Source organism: Acinetobacter sp. YH12040, assembly GCF_013420005.1.
Classification (GTDB): Bacteria; Pseudomonadota; Gammaproteobacteria; order Pseudomonadales; family Moraxellaceae; genus Acinetobacter; species Acinetobacter amyesii.
Genome location: NZ_VOZB01000001.1, coordinates 153,071 through 169,931, shown reverse-complemented (window position 1 = coordinate 169,931; position 16,861 = coordinate 153,071). Strand labels below are relative to the sequence as shown.

At 39.6% G+C, this 16,861-nt stretch carries 13 protein-coding genes and 1 tRNA gene; 11 read left to right on the top strand and 3 right to left on the bottom strand.

Annotated elements, in window-relative coordinates; translation table 11 throughout:
• The first annotated feature begins 3 nt into the window (after positions 1-3).
• Positions 4-80: transfer RNA gene (locus FTT99_RS00810), tRNA-Val, on the top strand.
• An 85-nt stretch (positions 81-165) separates the two neighbouring features.
• Here the strand turns inward: FTT99_RS00810 and FTT99_RS00805 are convergent.
• Positions 166-913, bottom strand: a protein-coding gene (locus FTT99_RS00805) for an IS5 family transposase (protein WP_180161157.1) whose coding sequence is annotated in 2 segments (ribosomal slippage) — positions 166-339 and positions 341-913 — 747 coding nt in all. Because the reading frame shifts where the segments join, the coding sequence is not laid out codon by codon here.
• Positions 914-1,317: 404 nt separating this feature from the next.
• Positions 1,318-1,746 (bottom strand): OsmC family protein, encoded by a 429-nt coding sequence (locus FTT99_RS00800; protein WP_078191820.1) that lies wholly within the window; start codon positions 1,744-1,746, stop codon positions 1,318-1,320.
• 148 nt (positions 1,747-1,894) lie between these two features.
• Between FTT99_RS00800 and crp the strand changes: the two genes are divergently transcribed.
• The 8 genes from crp (at position 1,895) to FTT99_RS00760 (ending at position 12,652) form a co-directional block, all read left to right on the top strand.
• Complete coding sequence (gene crp, locus FTT99_RS00795; RefSeq protein ID WP_078191819.1) at positions 1,895-2,605, top strand: cAMP-activated global transcriptional regulator CRP; 711 nt, start codon at positions 1,895-1,897, stop codon at positions 2,603-2,605.
• A gap of 203 nt (positions 2,606-2,808) precedes the next feature.
• The gene (locus FTT99_RS00790) at positions 2,809-3,858 is read left to right on the top strand and encodes an NADP(H)-dependent aldo-keto reductase (RefSeq protein ID WP_180130356.1); all 1,050 of its coding nucleotides are present in this window, start codon (positions 2,809-2,811) and stop codon (positions 3,856-3,858) included.
• Positions 3,859-4,205: 347 nt separating this feature from the next.
• Positions 4,206-6,785, top strand: a complete 2,580-nt coding sequence (gene clpB / locus FTT99_RS00785) for an ATP-dependent chaperone ClpB (protein ID WP_180023472.1) — start codon at positions 4,206-4,208, stop codon at positions 6,783-6,785.
• A 225-nt stretch (positions 6,786-7,010) separates the two neighbouring features.
• A complete protein-coding gene (locus tag FTT99_RS00780; protein WP_306441826.1) occupies positions 7,011-7,847 on the top strand; it encodes a hypothetical protein in 837 nt (278 codons plus the stop codon).
• The gene (locus FTT99_RS00775) at positions 7,847-9,397 is read left to right on the top strand and encodes a GH3 auxin-responsive promoter family protein (protein WP_180161156.1); all 1,551 of its coding nucleotides are present in this window, start codon (positions 7,847-7,849) and stop codon (positions 9,395-9,397) included. Before FTT99_RS00780 ends, FTT99_RS00775 begins: the two co-directional genes overlap by 1 nt.
• A gap of 1 nt (position 9,398) precedes the next feature.
• Entirely contained in the window at positions 9,399-10,565 is a 1,167-nt protein-coding gene (locus tag FTT99_RS00770; RefSeq protein WP_180130360.1) for a GNAT family N-acetyltransferase, read from the top strand.
• Between the two features lie 128 nt (positions 10,566-10,693).
• Entirely contained in the window at positions 10,694-11,995 is a 1,302-nt protein-coding gene (locus tag FTT99_RS00765) for a DUF945 family protein (protein ID WP_180130362.1), read from the top strand.
• 189 nt (positions 11,996-12,184) lie between these two features.
• Positions 12,185-12,652 (top strand): hypothetical protein, encoded by a 468-nt coding sequence (locus tag FTT99_RS00760; RefSeq protein WP_180130364.1) that lies wholly within the window; start codon positions 12,185-12,187, stop codon positions 12,650-12,652.
• A gap of 41 nt (positions 12,653-12,693) precedes the next feature.
• Here the strand turns inward: FTT99_RS00760 and rlmKL are convergent, their stop codons facing one another.
• The gene (gene rlmKL / locus FTT99_RS00755) at positions 12,694-14,898 is read right to left on the bottom strand and encodes a bifunctional 23S rRNA (guanine(2069)-N(7))-methyltransferase RlmK/23S rRNA (guanine(2445)-N(2))-methyltransferase RlmL (RefSeq protein WP_111884254.1); all 2,205 of its coding nucleotides are present in this window, start codon (positions 14,896-14,898) and stop codon (positions 12,694-12,696) included.
• 221 nt (positions 14,899-15,119) lie between these two features.
• On the opposite strand from rlmKL, the gene FTT99_RS00750 reads away from it, so the two are divergent.
• Both FTT99_RS00750 and FTT99_RS00745 read left to right on the top strand, forming a co-directional pair.
• Positions 15,120-15,476: a hypothetical protein gene (locus FTT99_RS00750; RefSeq protein ID WP_180122292.1), complete on the top strand. Its 357-nt coding sequence runs from the start codon at positions 15,120-15,122 to the stop codon at positions 15,474-15,476.
• Between the two features lie 367 nt (positions 15,477-15,843).
• Positions 15,844-16,860, top strand: a complete 1,017-nt coding sequence (locus FTT99_RS00745) for an aspartate carbamoyltransferase catalytic subunit (protein ID WP_180130366.1) — start codon at positions 15,844-15,846, stop codon at positions 16,858-16,860.
• The last annotated feature ends 1 nt before the right edge of the window (position 16,861 follow it).

Sequence of the window (16,861 nt, the reverse complement as noted above, 5' to 3'; positions counted from 1 at the left end):
TTCAGGTGTATAGCTCAGTTGGTTAGAGCGCTACGTTGACATCGTAGAGGTCAGCAGTTCGAGTCTGCTTATACCTACCAAATTCAAAAAGCAGAATCAGAATGATTCTGCTTTTTTTATCTGAAATTATTAGGGTCTGTTGACATTTACTTTTCATAATTAACCCTATAAAGGTAGCCATAAAAATATACAGGCTAAAGCAACAGAACTTTGATAATTCCTTTTGAGCTTGTCATATCGAGTAGCTATTCCTCTAAATTGCTTTAATCTACAAAACATATTTTCAACTAAATGCCTGATTTTATATAAATACCAGTCCATATGGTCATTGTTCGATTTTGCTATTCGTTTTCCTTGGTATATTCGCTTTGGTCCTTGTTTTCCTAATCTGTTCACGCAGTGGTTCTGAATCATAGCCTTTATCTGCGCATACCACTTTTGTCTCTTTTAAATCTAATATTGATATTAAATCAGGTGCAACTTTAACATCATGTGTGGTTCCATCGATAATCATGAAATCAATAGGATTGCCATCTGCATCAACAATCAAATGTATTTTTGAGGAGTTTCCTCCTACACTTTTAGAAATAGATTGATTCGCTATGCCGGCAGAATGTTGATGAGCACGTACATGAGAGCCATCAATAAAAATCCACTCCATATAGGGGCATGAGGCTAGTAATTTGAATAATTTAAGTAACTTACCGCTGCTTGACCAACGATTAAAACGCTTGAAAATAGAGTTTGAATGACCAAAACAAGAAGGAATATCTCGCCACGGACAGCCTGTTCTAATTCTATAGAGAATAGCTTCAATAAAATTGCGTAAATTTGAGTTGTGGTGAATGGATAAATTACGCAGAATAACTTTCAACTTTTGCCAGTGTTGATCTGTCAGCATGGTACGAGGCATAGCGAATAGTAAAATTGGGTTTGGCGATTTGATTTTACTACTTCGCTATTTTTTTAAGCTAAAAGTGTCAACACACCCTAATTAAAGTGTTATCAAGAATATAGTTAAATCAAATCTGCTTATATGAAAGGTGTTCATCATGAGTCGTTACCAAACTTAATTTTCTTTTATAGACTCATATGGACTGAGTCGTAAAATCATCATGAGATGGAATTGGGTGTAAATGCATCTATGTGCAAATACATCAATTTGGATATTGGTTGATTAAGTGATTAAGCCAAACTTCTTTGGCTCATATTTCTGCATTTATGACTATATAGTAGTGCTTTATACAATGTATGCTATAGCGGATTATTTGAAACAAAAAAGCCGCATTCTATGCGGCTCTTAATTGAACAAATAAATTATGCATCTTCAGTTTCTAAAATTTCGAAGTCATGGGTAATTTCTACACCACCATCCATCAGCATTTTACTAGCAGAACAGTATTTTTCAGCAGAAAGTTCAACCGCTTTTGCAACTTGCTTTTCCTTCACGCCATGACCAGTGACTACAAAGTGCAAATGAATTTTAGTGAATACAGCAGGAATAGTGTCGGCACGTTCTGCATTTAATTCACAACGAACATCAGTAATGTCTTGGCGTGCTTTCTTTAAAATCGTCACAATATCGAAAGATGCACAACCACCAAGTCCTGTTAAAATCAGTTCCATTGGGCGCGGACCACGGTTTTCACCGCCATATTCTTGTGATCCATCCATCATAACAGTGTGACCACTTTGAGTTTTTGCTTCAAAAGCAACATTCTCTAGCCAATGAACACTAGTTTGCATTGCAAGTCCCTAAAAAAAGCTATAAATTTACGCAGTACCTGTACACTAACATAAATTGAGTTGATAAGGAATTTCAACTCTTACGTGTGACAAGTTCACTTTAGGTCTTGTGCGATCTATAAATTATCCATATTCGGAAACTGTTAGCATGACTTCAAACTTTTCACAACTTAGCACAGATGCGCTATCTCCGGGGCAGTTACCTGAGTCGGTGAAGGCATTATTAAAACGTGCATATATTAATCGTTACCCAAAACGTACAACAATCATTGATGCGGGCTCAGAATCTAAATCTTTGTATTTAATTCTTAAGGGTTCAGTATCTATCATTTTACGCGAAGATGATGAGCGTGAAATTGTGGTTGCGTACTTAAATGCGGGTGACTTTTTTGGGGAAATGGGTCTATTCGAAGCAAATGCACAGCGTACTGCAGAAGTGCGTACGCGAGATGTATGTGAAATTGCTGAGATTACCTATGAAAACTTTCATGAATTAAGTAAACAATACCCAGACTTAAGTTATGCGGTATTTGCACAGCTTGTACGCCGTCTTAAAAATACGACGCGTAAAGTAACTGACCTTGCGTTTATTGACGTATCAGGTCGAATTGCACGTTGCTTAATTGATTTATCTTCACAACCAGAGGCAATGATTTTGCCGAATGGTCGTCAGATTCGTATTACTCGTCAAGAGATTGGTCGTATCGTGGGTTGTTCCCGTGAAATGGTTGGTCGTGTTCTAAAAACACTTGAAGAGCAAGGCATGATTGAAACTGATGGTAAAGCGATTCTAATTTTTGATGCATCGCTTGAAGAGAAAAGCCAATTGGCTTCTGACGATTTCGACGACGAAGAATAATCAGTCTTCCGAATCTAAAAAAAGCAAACTCAGGGGTTTGCTTTTTTTATGTCCATTCATTTCTCACTATTATAGCGGAAGCAACCTTTCTCACATTTTTTGACAAATAAACAGAAAATTATGATTTAAACAAAGCCGATATCTTATGTAAGCTACTTCGTGACTTATATATTGATATTTAAAATAAAGAGGGAATTTGCGGCATGCAATTTAAACCATTGGCACATACAGGCATATTAGTTCCAGAAATTTGTTTAGGCACCATGACGTTTGGTGAACAAAACACCCAAGCAGAAGCTTTCGAGCAACTGGATTATGCTTTAGAGCGTGGTCTTAACTTTTGGGATACTGCAGAAATGTATCCTGTCCCGCCGAAACCTGAAACCCAAGGTTCGACTGAAACTATTATAGGTAACTGGATTGCGGCTCGCGGTGGCCGCGATAAAATAATCTTAGCTTCAAAAATTGCAGGACCGTCACAAGGCGGTAGTCATATTCGTGACGGGCAAACTAAATTTATTGCTTCGGAAATTGAGTCTGCACTGGATCATTCTCTTCAGCGCTTACAAACAGATTATCTTGACTTATACCAGTTGCATTGGCCGCAACGTCCAACCAACTTTTTCGGTAAATTGGGTTATGGCAATGCCGAAGCAAACAGTACGCAAACTATTACCAATTTAGAAGAAACATTAGTTGCTTTAAGTCATGAGGTGAAAAAAGGTCGAATTCGCTCAATTGGACTATCTAATGAAACGCCATGGGGAACGTTGAAATTCCTACAACTTGCAGAAAAGCATGGTTTAGAAAAAATTGTCAGTGTGCAAAATCCATATAGTTTGTTGAATCGTACTTATGAAATCGGTTTATCTGAAATTGCACATTACGAAGGCGTGGGCTTATTGGCATATTCACCTTTAGCATTTGGTTATCTAACAGGTAAATTCCGTCATGGTGCACGTCCTGCCAATGCTCGAGTGACACTATTTTCACGCTTTAGCCGCTATTCAAATGCGGAGAGTGAATGGGCAACAGAACAATATGCACAATTGGCTGAACAGCATGGTTTAACGTTGACACAGTTAGCACTTGCATTTATTAAGCAGCAATTTTTTGTCACCAGTACAATCATTGGTGCGACAAATCTAGATCAGTTGAAAGAAAATATTGATGCGTTTGATGTGAATTTATCAGAAGACATTTTAAAAGGGATTGACGATATTCATCGCCAGCAGCCAAATCCTGCACCTTAAGCTGAACTTTTCAGTGGATTATGTAAAAGCCTGCATGTAAATGTGGGCTTTTTTGACATTTACGTGATTTAAGCTAGTGGAAAATCATTGAATTTTATTGTCAGAAAGTCAGTTGAGTTGACAAGAAAATTGCCTAAAAATACATATGTATTTAAACAACATAATAAAGTACTAAATTCTTCAATAAATGACTTGAAAAGTATTCTATTTATACCAATATTATAATTGAGATTTATCTTTATCTTAAAATTAACTCATTGAAAAATATTTAAAAAATGTATTTGAAATTTTAAATATGACTCCCATATATGCTTCAAGTACAGAATTTGTTGTGAGGAATAACAAGAATGCGATTCGAAAAATTCACAAACCGTTTGCAGCAAGCATTATCCGATGCCCAATCTTTAGCAATGGGGAAAGACCATACAGCCATTGAAGGAATCCATATTCTTTCGACATTGCTTGAAGAGCCGTCGAACCAAAACTTGTTACAACAGGCAGGTGCTAATCTTCCTGAGTTAAAAACCAAGCTTCAGCAAGCCCTACAGGATACTGCCACCATTGCTACGCCTACAGGGGACATCAACCTAAATCCTGAAGCAGTCAAGGCGCTGAATTTAGCCGACAGTTTCGCTCAAAAAGCGGGTGATGAGTTTCTTTCTACAGATTGGGTGATTCTCGGTTTAGCTGAAACGGGTAAAACCAAAACCTTATTAAATAGTGTAGGCGTAACGACAGATAAATTACGCAATGCAATTGAACAAATACGAGGCGGTGAACAAGTCATGAGTAATAACCACGAAGATCAACGTGATTCACTCAACAAATATACCTTAGACCTCAATGCACGTGCATTAGAAGGCAAGTTAGATCCAGTTATTGGTCGTGACGAAGAGATTCGTCGTACCATTCAAGTTTTATCGCGTCGTAGTAAAAACAACCCCGTACTGATTGGTGAGCCGGGTGTGGGTAAAACTGCGATTGTAGAAGGTTTGGCACAGCGTATTGTTAATGGCGAAGTTCCTGAAAGTCTGAAAGGTAAACGTGTACTTTCACTCGACCTTGGTTCATTGCTTGCAGGTGCAAAATACCGCGGTGAATTTGAAGAACGTCTTAAAGCCGTTCTAAAAGATTTAGCCAAATATGATGGCGAGATCATTCTCTTCATTGACGAATTACATACGCTTGTTGGCGCAGGTAAAGGTGATGGTGCAATGGATGCAGGGAATATGCTTAAACCTGCATTAGCGCGTGGTGAGCTACGCTGTGTAGGTGCAACCACTTTAGATGAGTACCGCCAATATATCGAGAAAGATGCGGCTCTAGAGCGTCGTTTCCAAAAAGTGATCGTTGATGAACCGAGTGTGGAAGACACTATTGCGATTTTACGTGGTCTAAAAGACAAATATGCAACCCATCATGGTGTGCAAATTTTAGACTCTGCGATCATTGCTGCGGCAAAAATGTCGCATCGTTACATAACAGACCGTCAGTTGCCAGACAAAGCCATTGATTTGATTGATGAAGCTGCATCACGTATCAAAATGGAAATTGACTCAAAACCTGAGCCACTTGACCGTTTAGACCGCCGCTTAATTCAGTTAAAAATGCAACTTGAAGCGGTGAAAAAAGATGCAGATTCAGTCTCTAAAGCTGAAGTTGAGCACCTAGAGAAACAAATTGCTGAAGTTCAAAAAGAATATAGTGATTTGGAAGAAGTGTGGATTGCGGAAAAACGTCTGGTTGACGGAACGAATCAAGCTCAAATCGAGTTAGATAAAGCGCGTACTGCCTTTGAAAAAGCACAACGTGAAGGTGATTTAGCAGAAGCTAGCCGCTTGCAATATGGTGTTATTCCTGAGTTGCAAAAACGCTTGAATGAAGAAGAAGTTGCCGAGGTGAACGAAGAGCCAAAACTGATTCGTACCAAAGTCACTGAAAATGAAATCGCTGAAGTGGTAAGTGCGGCTACAGGTATTCCTGTTGCGAAAATGCTGCAAGGTGAACGTGAAAAACTCTTACACATGGAGGAGTTCTTACATAACCGTGTAGTTGGTCAAGATGAAGCTGTCGTAGCAGTGTCGAATGCGGTGCGTCGTTCTCGTGCAGGATTATCCGATCCAAACCGCCCAAGTGGTTCATTCTTATTCCTTGGGCCTACAGGTGTAGGTAAAACTGAGTTAACCAAAGCTTTAGGTAATTTCTTATTTGACAGTGATGATGCGATTATTCGTATCGACATGTCAGAGTTTATGGAAAAGCATTCGGTGAGCCGTTTAGTAGGTGCGCCTCCGGGCTATGTGGGTTATGAAGAAGGTGGTGTGTTAACCGAGGCTGTTCGTCGTAAACCTTATAGTGTAGTGTTGTTTGATGAGGTTGAAAAAGCACATCCAGATGTCTTTAACATCTTACTTCAAGTGTTGGATGATGGTCGATTAACAGACTCACAAGGCCGTGTGATTGATTTCAAAAACACCGTGATCGTGATGACCTCGAACTTAGGTTCAACCGATGTTCGTGAATTAGGTGAAAACCCGTCGAAAGACGAAGTTCGCGCTGTGGTTATGGCTGCGGTATCTGAACATTTCCGACCTGAATTTGTGAACCGTATTGATGAGTTGGTGGTTTTCCACTCTTTACAAAAAGCGCAAATTCGTGGTATTGCGGATATTCAGTTGGATCGCTTACGTTCACGTTTGGCAGATAAAGACATGAGTCTGGCGGTTGAAGATAGTGCCTTTGAATTACTTATCGATGCTGGTTTTGACCCTGTGTATGGCGCACGTCCTCTGAAACGTGCTATCCAACAACAAGTTGAAAATACATTGGCACAGAAAATCTTATCAGGTGCTTTCCAACCGGGAGATACGATTGTCGTTCAAGCGGAAGGAGATCATCTAACTTTTGAAAAGTTAAAACTCAACTAAAAAGCACAAATCTGCTACATCCAGTTGTAAAAACAGAAACCCGGTTTAGGCCGGGTTTTTTAATTTTACGCTTGTCGTAATTTTCGTTTAAATACGTAAAGTTCATTGCATTTCATCATTTTCACCCACTAAGATGACGTCCGCACACATCCAACGAGATGACTGTGTTCTGTAAAACAAAAACAATATCGCTCGTTCATCATGAATGAATGGCAACAGGGAATTATGATTATGATGGAATTTAAACTGCTTAGGCAGATCAAAAAAGAACCTTATAGTTTATATAAACGTACAGATGACATCACTGTTCAAGAACTCAAACGCATGTATGGTATTTACCAAAAATATTATGCCAATACCCGTTATGAAATTTTTGAACGCGACTTCTTAGAAAAAACCGGTGTTTTTTTCATTATTGAACCGAAAAATAATCAAATTGTCGGATTCTCGACGGTTATGGAGCGTGACTTTATTGTTGATGGTAAAGCCCGACATGCTTTTTTCAGTGGTGATACCATTATTGAGAAAGAGTATTGGGGGAATCGTGCATTAACTCGAGCAATGTTCCGTTATATTATTAGTTTTAAATTTCGTCATCCAAGAACCCCTGTATATTGGATTTTAATCTCTAAAGGCTTTAAAACTTATCTGCTCTTAGCCAATAACTACTACAGCTACTATCCACATTATGGTGAGAAAAATGCCCATCTCAAAGACTTTGTCGAATCGTACTGTAAAGAATATTTCTCAGAATACTATAACCATGAAACGGGTCTGCTGAATTTTGGCGAAGACTATCAACCACTCAAAGCAGATGTTGCGCCAATCACCCATGAGATGCGCGAAAACAATACCAAGATTGCTTTCTTTGAAGATAAGAACCCAACGTGGGTCGATGGAACTGAACTACCGTGCATTGGTGAATTACGTTGGAGCGATTTATACCGTTATGTAAATCGTTTCTTAACTAAGACCACCAGTGTAAGTAAACATGACAGCAAGTTACGTTATAAGTCACGTACATTACATATTGCGACAGGTTCTGACTCGAAGGTGGCCTAATGGGATTGCTTCTCACCACTGCACATCAAGTTTTGAATATTGCCTGCCGCAAAGCGTTTCAACGCTATACACAGCAGGCAAATCAGCTAGAAAATGTGCAACGTAAAAAATTAAGCCATTTTTTAAAGCAGCACATTTCGCAAAATTTAAGCTATGAGCAATTTGCCAAAAAGTATCCGCTTTCTCGTTATAGCAATTGGAAAAGCCAAATTGAACAATCCAGACAAAGTGGCAAAAATAGTTTGGGGCCTGAAAAAATTGTACGGTTTCAACCGACCAGTGGGTCGAGTGAAGCTATTAAATTCATTCCCTATACTCAGGCTTTTTTAGATGAACTGGATGAGGCTATTGGTTTATGGCTGACTAATTTATATCGGACACACCCACAACTTAAAAACTCAACGCATTATTGGTCGGTTTCATGGTTGCCTGAAAGCCAGAGAAAGCTTTTAGAAAATAGAAATTTGAATGATGACAGTGCGCTGCTTAATCTGTCGAAGCGAGTGTTGAGTAAAATTACTCAATCGGTACCGACTGAAATTGCGATGGCAAATTCAGCCGAAGATGCCATGTTTGCAACCGCGGTGTATCTCGTTGCAGATAAGCATTTAGGCATGATTTCGGTATGGAGTCCTACATTTGCATTGCAATTGCTGGATATTATTCAAGAACATCAAGCTGAAATTGTACAGGTCTTAAAAACTGGACAATGGCAACGTGAGGGTTTGAGTTTTCTGCAAGTTCCTAAATCTTGTCAACAATGCTATCGCTTACAAGACTTGGATTTAACCCAAGCAACGGCGTGGAAAAAACTGTGGCCTAAACTCAGTCTGGTTTCGAGTTGGGATACAGCGAGCGCAGAGCAATGGGCAGTACAGCTACAGCAACGAATTGCAGGGGTGGCATTTGAGGGTAAAGGTTTATGGGCAACTGAAGGCGTAGTGACGATTCCATTTGCAAACCGTTTTACCTTAAGTTATCAGTCACATTTTTATGAATTTATTTTGCAAGACAGCCAAAAAGTGGTGCCATCTTGGCAACTGAAAATAGGCGATATCGTTAGTCCTGTGATTACTACAGGTTCAGGATTAATTCGTTATGTGATTGATGATGAATTAGAAGTCACCGACTTTTATCAGCAAGTGCCATGTTTTAAATTTTTAAGTCGAAAAATGACGGTTGATTTGGTCGGAGAAAAGCTCGACCACAATGCAGCAGTTAAAGTCCTTGCAGAGTTTAAACAAGTGGATTATTTACCAATTAGTATCTTGGGTATCGAACAATGTTCGGTTAAAAAACCGCATTATGTTTTACTCAGTGAAGGCAATGTAGACAAACAACCGTCAGCTCAAGCGCTAGATCGGTTACTAAAACATAATTTTCATTATGAATTGGCACGGGATTTGGGACAACTTGATGAACCAGAAGTGGTTCATGTGCAAGATGCATGGGATTACTACAAAACACTAGCCATGAACAATGGCATGATTGAAGGGAATATTAAGCCTGAGCCGCTTAAGAAAATGAAAACAAAAATAATTGAGTATTGAGATGGATATCGATGTGTTAGATGCACCGTTCGACGAAACGGCGTTATATCATTCAAAGAATGAGACTAAGTTTGCGGTTCGAAATGCGACTGTCGAAGATGATGAGCAACTAATGAAAATTAGTGCAGAGACTATGCCAAGCAATGGCATCACATTATCTCATGCGCGTCACCCCAGTTATTTTGATGCCAGCCACGCACAGTATAATCGTCCAGATTTAAAAGTGGTTGTCCCTGTGGAAGATCCATCTATCGTGATTGCGATGATGAATTTGGGATGGCGTTATTGTTATATCAATGGTCAGCCTGACCTGATGCGTTATGTCGCCGATTTAAGAATGAATCCAGCGTATCGTGGTGCTAAAGTCATGCGCTTATTGATGGACTATCTCCATGATGAAATACCACAAGACACGATTTTTGAAAGTGTGGTTTTAAACGACAATATTGTCGCTGCCAGTATTTTACATCATGAAAGATCTGGATTTCCGCTGCCATATTTTTATGATGAAATTCGAACCTTTACCGTTTCACAGGCCGTGAAACCAAAAACTTTCAATCAATATCAATTTAAAACCCTGACTGCTGAACGTGTAGATGAAGCGAATGATTTCATTTTAAAAATGAAAGACCATTATAATTTTTTACCTAGCTATGATTTTAATGCTTTGGTTGATGGTCAAAATCCATTTTGGGCAGGCTTAAATCTGGACGATTTTTATTTGATTTATGATCAGCACAATCAGTTGGTTGGACTTTATGGCTTATGGAATCAAAAAAGTTTTAAACAAACTCGAGTGATCGATTATTCAAGGTCATTAAAGTTGATGAAGCCTTTTTATAATGCCTATGCCAGTGTGCGTGGTGTATTATCACTGCCAAAAATTCAGGGAACTTTCGATTATTTAATGCTGCATAGTCCACTATGTCATCCTGAACATCTAGATGTATTTGCAAGTTTAGTTTTTCATGCCAAGCAACAGACCAAGCGACGTGGCAAAGAAACCTATTGCATCACTCTGTCAGAGAAGGACCCACGTATAGGATGGATGAAAAATACCACCTCTCACGTGTTAAAAGCCAAGCACTATTTTCATAGTTTTAAAGGCAATCCATATGCCGCGTTTGATCGTAAACGTATAAGTTATTTTGAAGCTGGGCGTATATAGTTAAAGTGATAGCCATCAAAAAATCAATTAAAACTGCCAAATTAATCATTTAAAATCATTCTAATTGTGTACTTATGTAACTGAGTTCTTCAGTATACTGCGCAAAGAATAATCAGAATGAGAAAGACATGTCAAAATTGATGTGGGGAATTGGCAGTTTAGTGGTGCTTTCAGCAGCTGTGGTGGGAGGGAATTTATATGCAGATAAATCTCTTTCCCAATTTTATACACAGAAAAATTGGTCAGCAGCCGTACAAGATGTTGATGTGAAGTACAGCAATTATCAAATGGGCTTGATGGGCGGAACGGTCGATTGGGTATTAACTCTGAAAACAGACCCGTGTAAACCCAAAGAAGTGATCGTGTTGAAGGGTACCGATCAGATTCAACGTGGGTTGAAAGGTTATAACATCAACTCGAACTTTAAGATTGTTCAACAACAAAGTACGTCCGAATATGCCAAGCTTTTTGGTACGGACTTAACGGCAAAAACGTTGGTCAATTGGATTGGTCAAAGTAAAACAGATCTACAGATTCCTGCATTTAAAACGACTGCACAAGGTGCAACGGTACAAGCTGATGCCAGCCAATTGCAAATTCGGATCAGTAGTCTACCGGGGCAAGCCACTAAGGTATCTGAGCTTTCAATCCATTTACCTGTGGTTCGGTTGAGTGAAGGTCCAATGCAAACCATGGTGCAAAATTTTTCGATGAAGACCAATCAAGGTTTAAATCAGAAAAATCTCGAAAATGGTTTTGTTGAAATCCAAGCGGCTTCTATCAAACGTTTAGATCAAAAGTTCTCAGGCGGCATGCGTGGTATGCAATTGCGTTGGGAGATCGAACTAAATAAACATGATGTGGACTTTGAAGGCTACTTAAAAGCTGATGAGATGGATTTCCCAGGTTCACCGGTCACTAAAGATTTCGCACTGAATTTGGCATTGCATAAAGTTAATCTAGATAAAGTTCGTGCATTTAGTGAACTTTTGCATCAGGTGGAAAATTCATGTGATGCAGTGGGTGAATCAAGTGAAGAAATGATTCAAGCTTTCTTAGCTATCGCAAGCCAAGGTTTTGATTTTGAGTCTAAAGATAATTCGATCAGTATTGGTGGAGGTAAAGCCTCTGCAAATGTCGTGGGGAAAGTCATGCCGGGTCACCATGCCTCAATGGAGTCTTTTATTAAAATGGTGCCGAGCTTACTGGATTTTCAAGCAGACTTAAGTTTTGATAAAAATATGATGACTGCAATCATGAATAACTTTTTGCAATTACAGGGAAAAAGTTTGTCAGGACAGGAAGCCGAAGCCATGTTTGCAGGCTTTGAAACATCAGGGCAAGGCAAGCGCGATGGCAATAACATGGTCATGAGTATGCAATATAAGTTCGGTCAAAAGCTTTTTGGTCAAGCCATACAAAAGAAATAAGCAACCAGTAGTGAGTAGTTAAGTTTAAAAAATATAAAACCGTCATAGATTGGCGGTTTTGTATTTTTGGCTACAGAATTATGATTTTCAGTTTATCGGAACACAGCGGCCTAGCCATTGTTGAACAGTTGAAAAGTTGCTAGCGTCAATGGGCAACTAGCCAATGAAAACAACAATAGGAAAGACACCATGTCACACGATTATTTTTTTAGACGGAAACTTGTTCATTCATCCATGCCTAAATGTTCTTGGGTAAAACACAGTCTTGTTAGTAGCATTTTTTTAATTGCTGTTCAGTCTATAGCTTTTGCGGGGACGTCAATTTCAGATCAACGCTTGTCGAATGAAACGCAAGGGAAAAAAAAGTTTAGTGAAGAAACCTTAGATATTATTGAGAGTGAGGCAGCTAAACCCAAAGAAGAGCAGCAGAAAAATTCAAATCATAAATCTAATCGTAATAATAAGATCATTCAAGAGACGCAGCTTGAAGGCTCAACCATGAGTGATTATTTGCTTCAAAAGAAAAGGGCAGCGGATCAGGTCGGGTTAATACAATCTCCAGAAGTCGCACCGATTAACCGTATTGTGCTGCAAGAGCGACATGAAAATATTCGAGTAACGTATCCAGATGGAGTTGTGGTTGAAATGAAGCACTGACGTGCTTCATTTCATAGATCAGGAATTTCTAAAGTCAAACCTTAGATTTGTGGATGAGTGATTTTCCATGCACGGTGAATTTTGGTATTACGTTTAAAGTCTAGGCCAATGGTTTCATTGCTGATTTCTTCAACGTCAAACATTGCCATGATCACATCGTCCATCTCAAAACCACGGTAGTTGTTTGAGAAGTAAAGCGTTCCGTCAGTGGTTAAACGGTTCATGGCACGTTTAAGCAAAGACATATGGTCGCGTTGGACATCAAACGTACCATAGAACTTTTTAGAGTTAGAGAATGTTGGTGGGTCAATAAAGATCAGGTCATATTGCTCGTGACCTTCTTTCAACCATTCAAAACAGTCGCTAGAGAAGAACTGATGTTGTTCATCTGCATGATCTACTGTCAAACCATTCAGTACAAAGTTCTCTTTAGACCAGTTTAGGTAGGTATTTGACAAATCGACACTGGTCGTACTTGCTGCACCGCCAAGCGCTGCATGTAAGCTCGCTGTAGAGGTATAGCTGTATAAGTTGAGGAAGTGTTTACCTTTGGCTTCTTTGGCAATCCGTAGACGCATTTGACGATGGTCAAGGAACAGACCTGTATCGAGGTAGTCTGTTAGGTTCACCAAAATCTTTGCTTTGCCCTCTTGCACGATAAAACGTTTAGACGCAGTACTTTGTTTGGTGTACTGATTTTTACCTTCTTGGCGAGCACGTGTTTTAATGAAAATCGCATCACGACCTAAGCCTGTCACTGCACGAATCGCTTGAAGTGCTAAGTTAAAGCGTTTTTTGGCTTTTTCAGGGTCAATTTTTTTCGGTGGTGCATATTCTTGTACGTGTAAACGATCACCATACAAATCTACCGCGACATTAAAGTCTGGCAAATCGGCATCATATAAACGTAGGCAGAAAATATTTTCTTTAACTGCCCATTTTTTAAGATTCTGCATGTTTTTTTGCAGACGGTTAGTAAAGTCTTCTGCACCTTCAATTTTTTCAAATTGTTGAGGTTCCCAATGCTCGAGGAAAGGCTTTTGAACTGCTGCAGGTTTGACTGTACCAAAACGGACGTAAATTGGGAGCTTACCATTCATCAAACGCAAAATTTGCGGATCATTAAAGGCAAGGACATCGGCCTGTTCAACTTGTGCTGCAATAATTGCAGCTGGCTGATTTGGGAAGTTCTTTTGTAATAATGCTGATAGACCTAAATACAGTGCGCGGTTAGAGGCTTTATCACCTAAACGCTCGCCGTATGGAGGATTAGTGACAACAAAGCTTTTCTTACCTGTTGCTTGGAATTCTGGCCAGTCTGCAAGTGTACGTTCTTCAATTTTAATTTGATCAAGTACAGATTCGAAACCTGCAGCAATAATATTTTGTTTGGTCGCTTTTACCGCTTCCCAGTCTGCATCAAATGCATAGAATTGTGGGAGAGGGTTTTCAAGTGCAGCTTTATGACGCTCAGCCGCTTCGCCTTTAATTGACATCCAAAGTTCATGGTCATGACCATTCCAACCATTAAAACCAAAACGACGAACAAGGCCTGGCGCGCGGTCAGTCAAAATCATTAATGATTCAATGATAAATGTCCCTGAACCACACATTGGGTCCAAAATAATATCGGGTTGATGTTGTTTAAGTTTTGCTTTCTGTAAGATGGCAGCCGCTAGATTTTCTTTAATCGGCGCATCTGTCATGTAGCGACGGTAGCCGCGTTTATGCAGAGAATCACCTGATAAATCTAAGCAATAAGTATGTTCAGTTTTGCCAGCTAATACATACAACGTAATTTCAGGTTGCTTAATGTCAATGCTTGGACGTTTGCCCACAGCTTCCATAAAGGAATCGACCACACCATCTTTGACACGTAAAGTTGCGAACTGAGAATTGACTTTGATGTCACGTTCAATATGTAAACGAACGGCAAATGTACTTTGTGGTGCAAAAATAAGTGACCAATCAAAGTTTATTGCACCTTCATAGAGCTCTTCCGCTACATCACGTGCATCATGCGTGAACTCTAATTCATGTGTATGAATCGGGGTGAGTACACGTGAAGCCAAACGTGACCACATGCAAATACGGTATGCATCTTCAAGTGTGCCTTTGAATACAAGACGACCCGGGAACTGTTCAATATTTTGAACACCTAAACCTTCAATTTCCTCGCGGAGTAAGGTTTCCAGTCCATCTGCACAGGTAACCCAATATGTAGAAAGACGCGGTTTCGAATTCATGTAAATTTCCAAAGGCAAAAAAGCAATCGCATATTTTAACGTATTTTCGGGGATTTGGGCGGACGATATTGCGCTGAAACGGGAGAAATATCGGTAGATTTGAATGACTTTATCAAATTTATTCTGTGTACATTGTGAGAAATATCACTTAATGGTACAAAAATTGCTATAACACTGATCAAAATTCGATCTTTATAATATTGATATCATTGGGGGTATTTATGACAGGGCTGGCAATCAATAGTCAATCAAACGCATTTTCAATCGCAACCTTAATCTATGCGCGTTTACGTCGTGTGTCAGGTCGGGTTATTGACGCATTATATGTAGTTGAAAATGTCGAATATGCACGCTTTGTTTCTAATTTGGCTTTGGCAACGGCTGATCCTGAATTATCTCGTTTAGTTGCACGTTTATATAGTGAGTTGAATTTGCATGAAGTTGCAGTTTCAGTACCAGAAGAATCAATGGTTAACTCAGTATCGCATGAAACAGCAGAAATTTTAATGAGCGAACCGACTGCGGAAGACATTTGTAAAGCACAGGTTGCACATCGTTATATTGGCGCATTGCGTTAATTCAATCCTGCTGTGAGCAGTAGGCATTTTTTCTTGCTGCGCACAGCCTGATGTATAAACCAACTTCCTTATTTCAAGAGTTGTTGAACTGCGCAGAAGGCGGCTGTTTACAGCTGAACTTTATTTTTTGAAAGTATCCAATTCAATTAAAAATAAAGGTGGATTGAAGTTCTGTTTGAAGGCTTTTTGAAAGGGGAAAGGTGAAGTTTAATTTAAAACGTTTAATTTATCTAATTGAAATGATAGATAGGAATTTGAAAATTCATTTTGAATAACATCATGCGTTTGCATTGAACGTTGAAAACTTCAACTGCCATTTGCCAAGATTCTCTGTATAATGCGTTAACTTAACGATAAGGAATCTCTCATGCACTTGGCGGCATTGCATACACCGAGCCAGATTCAACTCAACCAAGATGGTAACTTAAAACATTTCCTCACCATCGAAGGCCTTTCTAAAGAAACTCTCACAAAAATATTGGACACTGCACAGTCCTTTTTTAATGACCAAAATCAGCTGATTACCAACAACCTTTTAGAAGGTCGTACGGTAATGAACCTGTTTTTTGAAAATTCAACACGTACCCGTACCACTTTTGAAGCGGCAGCAAAACGTCTGTCTGCAAACGTATTGAACATTGATATTGCACGTTCAAGTACATCAAAAGGCGAGACACTGCGTGATACCTTGTGGAATTTAGAAGCGATGGCGACCGACATTTTCGTGGTTCGTCATTCATCGTCAGGCGCGCCGCACTTTATTGCCAAAGATGTTTGTCCGCATGTGGCAATCATCAATGCAGGCGATGGCCGTCATGCGCATCCTACGCAAGCCATGTTGGATATGTTGACGATTCGCCGTGAAACCAAAAAGAATTTTGAAGACATTTCCATTGCCATCATTGGCGATATTAAGCATTCGCGTGTTGCCCGTTCAGATGTCGCTGCATTACAAACATTGGGCTGTAAAGATATTCGTGTCATTGCGCCAAATACTTTGCTGCCTTACGGTTTTGATGATTATGGCGAAGGCATTCGTCTGTTCAACAATATGGAAGACGGCATTCAAGACTGCGATGTGATTATTACTTTACGTATTCAAAATGAACGTATTGATTCTCCTGCGCTGTCATCTCAAGCCGAATTCTACAAAATGTACGGTTTGAATAAAGAGCGCTTGGCTTTGGCAACACCTGACTGCATCGTGATGCATCCGGGACCGATGAACCGCGGTGTTGAAATTGACTCGAGTATTGCCGATGGTGCTCAGTCGGTGATTTTACATCAGGTGACCAATGGTATTGCGGTACGTATGGCGGTACTGGCTTTGGCAATGCAAGGTCAGTTGCAAGAAAAAGGTTTAATTGAAGCGATTGCGGTTTAAG

Excerpts from the sequence above, each read along its gene's own strand:
- FTT99_RS00800 (WP_078191820.1), bottom strand. The coding sequence starts at position 1,746 with ATGCAAACTAGTGTTCATTGGCTAGAGAATGTTGCTTTTGAAGCAAAA.
- crp (WP_078191819.1), top strand. The coding sequence starts at position 1,895 with ATGACTTCAAACTTTTCACAACTTAGCACAGATGCGCTATCTCCGGGG.
- FTT99_RS00790 (WP_180130356.1), top strand. The coding sequence starts at position 2,809 with ATGCAATTTAAACCATTGGCACATACAGGCATATTAGTTCCAGAAATT.
- clpB (WP_180023472.1), top strand. The coding sequence starts at position 4,206 with ATGCGATTCGAAAAATTCACAAACCGTTTGCAGCAAGCATTATCCGAT.
- FTT99_RS00780 (WP_306441826.1), top strand. The coding sequence starts at position 7,011 with ATGATTATGATGGAATTTAAACTGCTTAGGCAGATCAAAAAAGAACCT.
- FTT99_RS00775 (WP_180161156.1), top strand. The coding sequence starts at position 7,847 with ATGGGATTGCTTCTCACCACTGCACATCAAGTTTTGAATATTGCCTGC.
- FTT99_RS00770 (WP_180130360.1), top strand. The coding sequence starts at position 9,399 with ATGGATATCGATGTGTTAGATGCACCGTTCGACGAAACGGCGTTATAT.
- FTT99_RS00765 (WP_180130362.1), top strand. The coding sequence starts at position 10,694 with ATGTCAAAATTGATGTGGGGAATTGGCAGTTTAGTGGTGCTTTCAGCA.
- FTT99_RS00760 (WP_180130364.1), top strand. The coding sequence starts at position 12,185 with ATGTCACACGATTATTTTTTTAGACGGAAACTTGTTCATTCATCCATG.
- rlmKL (WP_111884254.1), bottom strand. The coding sequence starts at position 14,898 with ATGAATTCGAAACCGCGTCTTTCTACATATTGGGTTACCTGTGCAGAT.
- FTT99_RS00750 (WP_180122292.1), top strand. The coding sequence starts at position 15,120 with ATGACAGGGCTGGCAATCAATAGTCAATCAAACGCATTTTCAATCGCA.
- FTT99_RS00745 (WP_180130366.1), top strand. The coding sequence starts at position 15,844 with ATGCACTTGGCGGCATTGCATACACCGAGCCAGATTCAACTCAACCAA.